Source organism: Bordetella petrii (genome assembly GCF_020991325.1).
In the GTDB taxonomy this organism is placed as follows: domain Bacteria; phylum Pseudomonadota; class Gammaproteobacteria; order Burkholderiales; family Burkholderiaceae_B; genus Bordetella_A; species Bordetella_A petrii_E.
Window position 1 is genome coordinate 1 of record NZ_JAJMLX010000274.1, and the last position, 5,892, is coordinate 5,892.

General features: G+C 66.0%; 6 protein-coding genes. 4 read left to right on the forward strand and 2 right to left on the reverse strand.

All coding sequences use genetic code 11. The features are described 5' to 3' along the window. Positions 1 to 1,202: ABC transporter permease (locus LPZ50_RS20570; protein ID WP_230664474.1), on the reverse strand; the 1,202-nt coding region annotated here is incomplete at its 3' end. A gap of 109 nt (positions 1,203 to 1,311) precedes the next feature. On the opposite strand from LPZ50_RS20570, the gene LPZ50_RS20575 reads away from it, so the two are divergent. The 4 genes from LPZ50_RS20575 (at position 1,312) to LPZ50_RS20590 (ending at position 4,663) form a co-directional block, all read left to right on the forward strand. After that, a complete protein-coding gene (locus LPZ50_RS20575; protein ID WP_230664476.1) occupies positions 1,312 to 2,289 on the forward strand; it encodes a TRAP transporter substrate-binding protein in 978 nt (325 codons plus the stop codon). Positions 2,290 to 2,374: 85 nt separating this feature from the next. Continuing rightward, positions 2,375 to 2,875, forward strand: a complete 501-nt coding sequence (locus LPZ50_RS20580) for a TRAP transporter small permease (protein ID WP_230664478.1) — start codon at positions 2,375 to 2,377, stop codon at positions 2,873 to 2,875. 76 nt (positions 2,876 to 2,951) lie between these two features. Beyond that, a complete protein-coding gene (locus tag LPZ50_RS20585; protein WP_230664480.1) occupies positions 2,952 to 4,229 on the forward strand; it encodes a TRAP transporter large permease in 1,278 nt (425 codons plus the stop codon). A gap of 32 nt (positions 4,230 to 4,261) precedes the next feature. Further along, positions 4,262 to 4,663 (forward strand): hypothetical protein, encoded by a 402-nt coding sequence (locus tag LPZ50_RS20590; protein WP_230664482.1) that lies wholly within the window; start codon positions 4,262 to 4,264, stop codon positions 4,661 to 4,663. A 140-nt stretch (positions 4,664 to 4,803) separates the two neighbouring features. On the opposite strand, the gene LPZ50_RS20595 is transcribed toward LPZ50_RS20590, so the two are convergent. Beyond that, positions 4,804 to 5,778 carry a Bug family tripartite tricarboxylate transporter substrate binding protein gene (locus LPZ50_RS20595; protein WP_419195620.1) on the reverse strand — a complete coding sequence of 325 codons (975 nt, stop codon included), beginning with the start codon at positions 5,776 to 5,778 and terminating at the stop codon, positions 4,804 to 4,806. Between the last annotated feature and the right edge of the window lie 114 nt (positions 5,779 to 5,892).

The window sequence follows — 5,892 nt, forward strand, 5'->3', positions numbered from 1 at the left end:
GCGTCGCGCCGCAGCACGCGCGCGGGCGGCACATGGCGCAGTTGGGCCAACGTGGGCAGCGCGAACCCCAGCAACAGCAGCACGCCCGTGACCAGGCCCTGCAAGGCGGGCACCGCCGATGGCTGCGGCAATTGCGTGTCGATGAGATTGCCCAGCGCCAGCACCAGCCCCTGGTGCACGGCGTAGCCCAGCAGGCACCCGGCCGCCGAGGCAAACAGCCCCACCAACGTGAATTCCAGCACCAGCATGCGGGTGATCTGCGACTGCACCGCGCCCAGGCAACGCATGACGGCGATGCCGTCGCGGTGGCGGGTCATGAAGCGTCCGGCGGCCAGGGCCACCGCCACCGCCGAGATCAGCACCGCCAGCAGGGCCACCAGCGACAGGAAACGTTGCGCGCGGTCCAGCGTGCGCTGGACTTCTGGCCGCCCGGATTCCAGCGTGGCCAGCTTCTGGCCGCGCTGCAGGTTCTGGCCCAGCCAAGCGGAATAATCCGCCACCTGCGCGGGTTCGCCCGCGGCCAGCAAGGCGTAGTCGATGCGGCTGCCCAGGGTTACCAGGCCGGTGGCGGGCAGGTCGTCGGCGCGCATCATGATGCGCGGCGCGACATTCACGAACTGCATGCCGCGGTCCGGCTCGTAGGTAATGACGCGGGCCACGCGGAACCGGGCGTCTCCCAGGCCCACGGTATCGCCCACGCCGATTCCCAGCAAGGCCAGCAACTGGGCGTCGGCCCACACCGTGCCCGGCGCCGGGATATCGCGGGTGGGCGCGCCTTCGGCATAGGCCGCATCCGCCACCCTCAGGCTGCCGCGCAGCGGGTACCCCGGCTCGACCGCCTTCAAGGACACCAACTGGGCGGCATCGCCCGCGCTGGCCATGGACGGAAACTGCAAAGTGCGAGAGACGTCCAGCCCACGCTGGCGGGCGGCATTGCTGAATTCGCCGGCAATGGGCTCGTCAGCATCCAGCACCAGGTCGGCGCCCAGCATCTGGCTGGCATCGCGCTCCAGAGCGCGGCCGACGCGGTCGGCCAGGAAACCCACGCTGGTTACCGCGGCCACCGCCACTACCAGCGCCAGCACCAGCAGCCGCAATTCGCCGGCGCGGGCGTCGCGCATCATCATGCGCGCGCCCTGGCGCAGGGCGGCCATCAGGCCCGGCGAGGGCCGGCGTTGAGAAAAATCAGGGAAATCCATCATTTTGCAATGGTAACCAATGGTCTGTTTGTCAGGGGAATCCCGCTATCATGCGCGCTGGGCGTGACATTCGACGCGCCAATACCAATATTTGTTCACTGGAGAAGACACCATGCGTAAGACTTGGCTTGCCGCCACCCTGCTGGCGGCCTGCGCCGCTACCGCCGCGCTGCCCGCGGCCGCCCAGAATACCCTGAAGATGGCGTACGCCTTGTCCACCTCGTCCCACTATGGGGCCGGCGCGGAAGCCTTTGCCAAGTCCATCGAAGGCGCCACCGGCGGCAAGTACAAGGTGCAGCAGTTCGCCAACAGCGCGCTGGGCGGTGAGCGCGAAGTGATCGAAGGCCTGCAGATCGGCACCATCGACCTGGCCATTGTGTCCACGGGCGCCACGCTGAACTTCGTGCCCGAGACCGGTGTGTTCGACATCCCCTTCCTGCTGCGCGACCTGGACCACGCCCGCAAGGTGCTGGACAGCAAGATCGGCCAGGACATGCTGGCCAAGTTTCCCGATCGCGGCATCATCGCGCTGGCCTGGGGCGAACAAGGCTTCCGCCACCTGACCAACAACGTCCGGCCGGTGAAAACCCCCGCCGACGCCAAGGGCCTGAAGATCCGCACCACTGAAAACCCCATCCACATCTCGGCTTTCCGCGCGATCGGCATCCTGCCCACGCCCATGGCCTGGCCCGAAGTAGCCACCGCCTTGCAGCAGGGCACCATCGACGGCCAGGAAAACCCCCTGTCGGTGATTACCTCGGCCAAGCTGTCGCAACTGCAGAAGTACCTGTCGCTGACCGGCCACGTGTACGGCCCCGCCCTGGTGCTGATGTCGGCCAGCGTCTATGAAGGTTTGTCAGATGCCGAGAAGGCCAGCTTCCAGAAGGCCGGCAAGGCGTCGGCCCAGGCCATGCGCGACTACGTCGACAACATCGAGAAAACCGGCGTCGAGCAGTTGCGCAAGGAAGGCATGCAAGTCACCACCGACGTCGATCGCGATGCGTTCGCCGCCGCTGTCGAACCCGCCTACGCCGAATACTATAAAAAATATGACAAGGCGCTGATCGAAGCCATCCGCAATACCAAGTAAGCCCGACCCGGCCGGGCCGCCCCGCAGGCGGCCCGGCTTGTTTTTCGCCTAGTTTCACACCGCCGATCCGCATTCGGAAACCATCATGCGCCTGATCCGATTCGCCGAACGCTCCCTGTTCAAGGGAGTATCGGCCCTAGCCCAGATTTTGCTCGTCGCCGCGGCGGCGGCAGGCTTTTACCAAGTCATTGCCCGGTTCATCCTGCAAGCGCCGTCGGACTGGAGCGAAGTGCTGACCCGCGCGCTGTTGATCTGGACGGTGCTGCTGGGCATTTCCCTGGCCTTCCGCCATGGCGCGATGATCAGCGTGGAACTGCTGCACAGCCTGCTGCAGGGCCGCAAGCGGCGCCTGCTGGAACACCTGATCGCGGTTATCTGCATTGGCTTCCTGGGCTTCATTGCCTGGATAGGCGGCCACATGACCTACCGCGTGCGCTTCCAGAATGTACCCAGCCTGGACATCTCGATTTCCTGGATCTACCTGGCCATACCCGTGGGCGCCACGCTGGCCGCCATCGCCGTGCTGGTGCGCTGGCTGCTGGGCGCCGATGAGCCCGCCCCGGTGCGCAACGACGCGCAGGGATAAAGCCCGCCCCCGGAGCGCAACGCGCTTCCCGTAGCGCAATAAAAGACCGACACGTACTGACTATAGGCAACTTGCCATGTCCCAATTGATGATTCTGACGATGCTGATCTTCTTCGGGCTGTCCGTGCCCGTGGCGGTCGCCATCGGCCTGGCCAGCCTGGCGGGCGTGTCGCTGGGCGGCCTGCCCTGGCTGGTGGTGGCCCAGCAGTTGTACGCGGCCCTGGATAAATACCCGCTGGTGGCCGTGCCTTTCTTCATCCTGGCCGGCAACCTGATGGAAGCCGGCGGCATATCGGACCGCATGGTCGAGTTCGCCAAGAGCGTGGTGGGCGGCATCCAGGGGGGGCTGGCGTGCACCTGCGTGCTGACCTGCATGATCTTCGCCGCCGTGGCGGGTTCCAGCGTGGCCACCACGTTCGCGGTGGGCGCCATCCTCATCCCGGCGATGGTGCGCCACGGCTACCCGGCGCCCTTTGCGGCGTCGCTGCAGGCCAGCGCGGCCGAGCTGGGCGTGATCATCCCGCCCTCGATCCCCATGATCCTGTTCGCCGTGTCCACCGACACTTCCACCGGCGAACTATTCATCGCCGGCGTAGTGCCCGGCATCCTGATCGGCGCCGCCCTGATGCTGTACGTGTGGATGTACGCCAAGCGCAACGGGCTGGGCAAACAGGACGGCGACGGCCGGCTGCCGCTGTGGCCGGCGTTCAAGCGCGCCTGGCTGGCCCTGCTGATGCCGGTGATCATCCTGGGCGGCATTTACGGCGGCGTGTTCACGCCCACGGAAGCCTCGGTGGTAGCGGTGATCTACGCCGTGGCGGTGGGCATGTTCGTGTACCGCAAGCTCAGCGTGCGTACACTGTCGGCCACGCTGCACCGCTCGGTGGTGTCGACGTCAGTCATCATGTTCGTCATCGCCAACGCCGGCGTATTCAGCTTCCTGCTCAACCGCGCCGGCGTGCCCGATGCGCTGGGCACCTGGCTGGGCCAGCTGTTCCACGATAAAACCATGTTCCTGATGGGCGTCAACATCGCCCTGTTCTTCATCGGCATGTTCATCGAGACCTCGGCCTCGGTGGTGGTGCTGGCCCCGCTGCTGCTGCCCGTGGCCATGCAGTTTGGCGTGGATCCGGTGCATTTCGGCATCATCATGGTGGTGAACCTGGCGCTGGGCATGATCACCCCGCCGTTCGGCGTGAACCTGTTCGCCGCCTGCGCGGTGGCCAAGCTGCCGCTGGAACGGCTGATACGGCCGCTGATTCCTTTCGTGCTGGTAGTGATTGCCTGCCTGCTGGTCATCACCTACTGGCCGGGCCTGTCGCTGGGGCTGCGCGACCTGGTCTACGCCAAGTAGCCGGGGCCGCGTGTGATACCGTTGTCGGCGTGATGAATGCTCCGTTTCCCATTCGCCAGGAATGTCCGCCCGGGGCCTGTGTGTGCGACCGCGACAGGCTCCTGGCCACCCCTGGCGGCGATATTCGTATCCTGCGCCTGACCAAGGAAGAAGAAAAAAAGCTGGTGGCCCGGCTGGAAAACCTGAGCAGCCTGGACGATCTGCGCCACATGCAGGAACGCCTGCGCGCCCTGTTGGGTATTTCGCTGACCGTGGCCCCCGGTGCCAATGAAGTGCGCACCGTGCGCGGCCTGCAGATCGAGATTGCCGACCTGCCTGGCCTGTGCAGCAAGACCCGGCAAACCCTGCCCGCGGCCATACGCCGCGCCCTGGACCGCAAACCCGAGATCGTCTACGACCTGCTTGATTCCTACGACCTGCTGGGCGGCGGCTGACACCGGCTTGCGGCACCCCTGCACAACGCTTTCGCCGATCCGTTGCAACGGCGGGTATGGCTGGGTGTCCGGCGCCCTGACGGGAGCCAGACACCCGGCAACATCCGTGAAGCGCGTGACGCTTCGCGGGCGGCTTCATCTCAATCGACGCGGATATTCACTGACTTCACCACGCCGGCCCATTTATCGAGCTCGCTGTCGATGAAGCTGCCCAGTTCGGCCGGCGTGCTCAACGTGGGCACGGCGCCTTCTTTCTCGAAATGCTGGCGCAGGCGCGGCGATTCCATGGCTTTCCTGATGGCGGCATTCAGCGTGTCCACCACGGCTTGCGGGGTGCCCTTGGGCGCCAACAGCGCATTCCACGTATTGATGTCGAAGCCCTGGAATGCCGGATTCTCGGACAGCGCCGGCACATCGGGCAACTGAGAGGACCGGTCCGGCGTGGTAACGGCCAGGGCCCGCAGGTTATTGGACTTCACCTGCGACATGGCGCCGGGCAGCGTGGCAAAACTGAATTGTGCCTCGCCTGTCATGACCGCCGTATTGGCCAGCGCGCCGCCGCGATACGGCACGTGCACCAGGTCCAACTGCGCCTGCTGGGCGAACATGGCGCCGGCCAGGTGCACGGGGGAGCCATTGCCGCTGGATGAATAGTTCAGCTCGCCCGGCTTGGCCCTGGCCAGGGCCACCAGTTCATCCACGCTGCTGGCGGGAAGCTTCGGATTGCTGACCAGCACCAGAGGAATGGAAGCCACCATGGCCACCGGCGCGAAGCCGCCCACCGGGTCATAGCCCAGCGTGCGCTTGTACAGGGCGGGGTTGATGCCATGGCTGGAAACGGTGGCCATGAACAAGGTATAGCCATCGGGCCGGGCATCCTGCACGTAGGCCGCGGCAATATTACCGGCCGCCCCCGGCTTGTTCTCGATGATGATGGACTGCTTCAATTCCCTGCCCAGCTGCTCGCCCAGGGCGCGGGCCAGGATGTCGGTGGTGCCGCCCGCCGAATAACCCACCACGATGCGTATCGGCTGGTCGGGATACGCCGCGGAAAAGGCGGGCGCAGCGCCGGCCGCGCCTGCCGCGAACAGGGTCATGGCCATCAGGCGTTTCATGCTTGTGCGTGTCATGCTTGTCTCCGTGCTGTTCTGAATCGTTGTCGTGGCGGCCGTCCGGCGCGCACCAGGGTTGCCCGCGGTTCAGGGCGCCGGCGCCAGGCGGCCGCCGCC

Excerpts from the sequence above, each read along its gene's own strand:
- LPZ50_RS20595 (WP_419195620.1), bottom strand. The coding sequence starts at position 5,778 with ATGAAACGCCTGATGGCCATGACCCTGTTCGCGGCAGGCGCGGCCGGC.
- LPZ50_RS20590 (WP_230664482.1), top strand. The coding sequence starts at position 4,262 with ATGAATGCTCCGTTTCCCATTCGCCAGGAATGTCCGCCCGGGGCCTGT.
- LPZ50_RS20580 (WP_230664478.1), top strand. The coding sequence starts at position 2,375 with ATGCGCCTGATCCGATTCGCCGAACGCTCCCTGTTCAAGGGAGTATCG.
- LPZ50_RS20575 (WP_230664476.1), top strand. The coding sequence starts at position 1,312 with ATGCGTAAGACTTGGCTTGCCGCCACCCTGCTGGCGGCCTGCGCCGCT.
- LPZ50_RS20585 (WP_230664480.1), top strand. The coding sequence starts at position 2,952 with ATGTCCCAATTGATGATTCTGACGATGCTGATCTTCTTCGGGCTGTCC.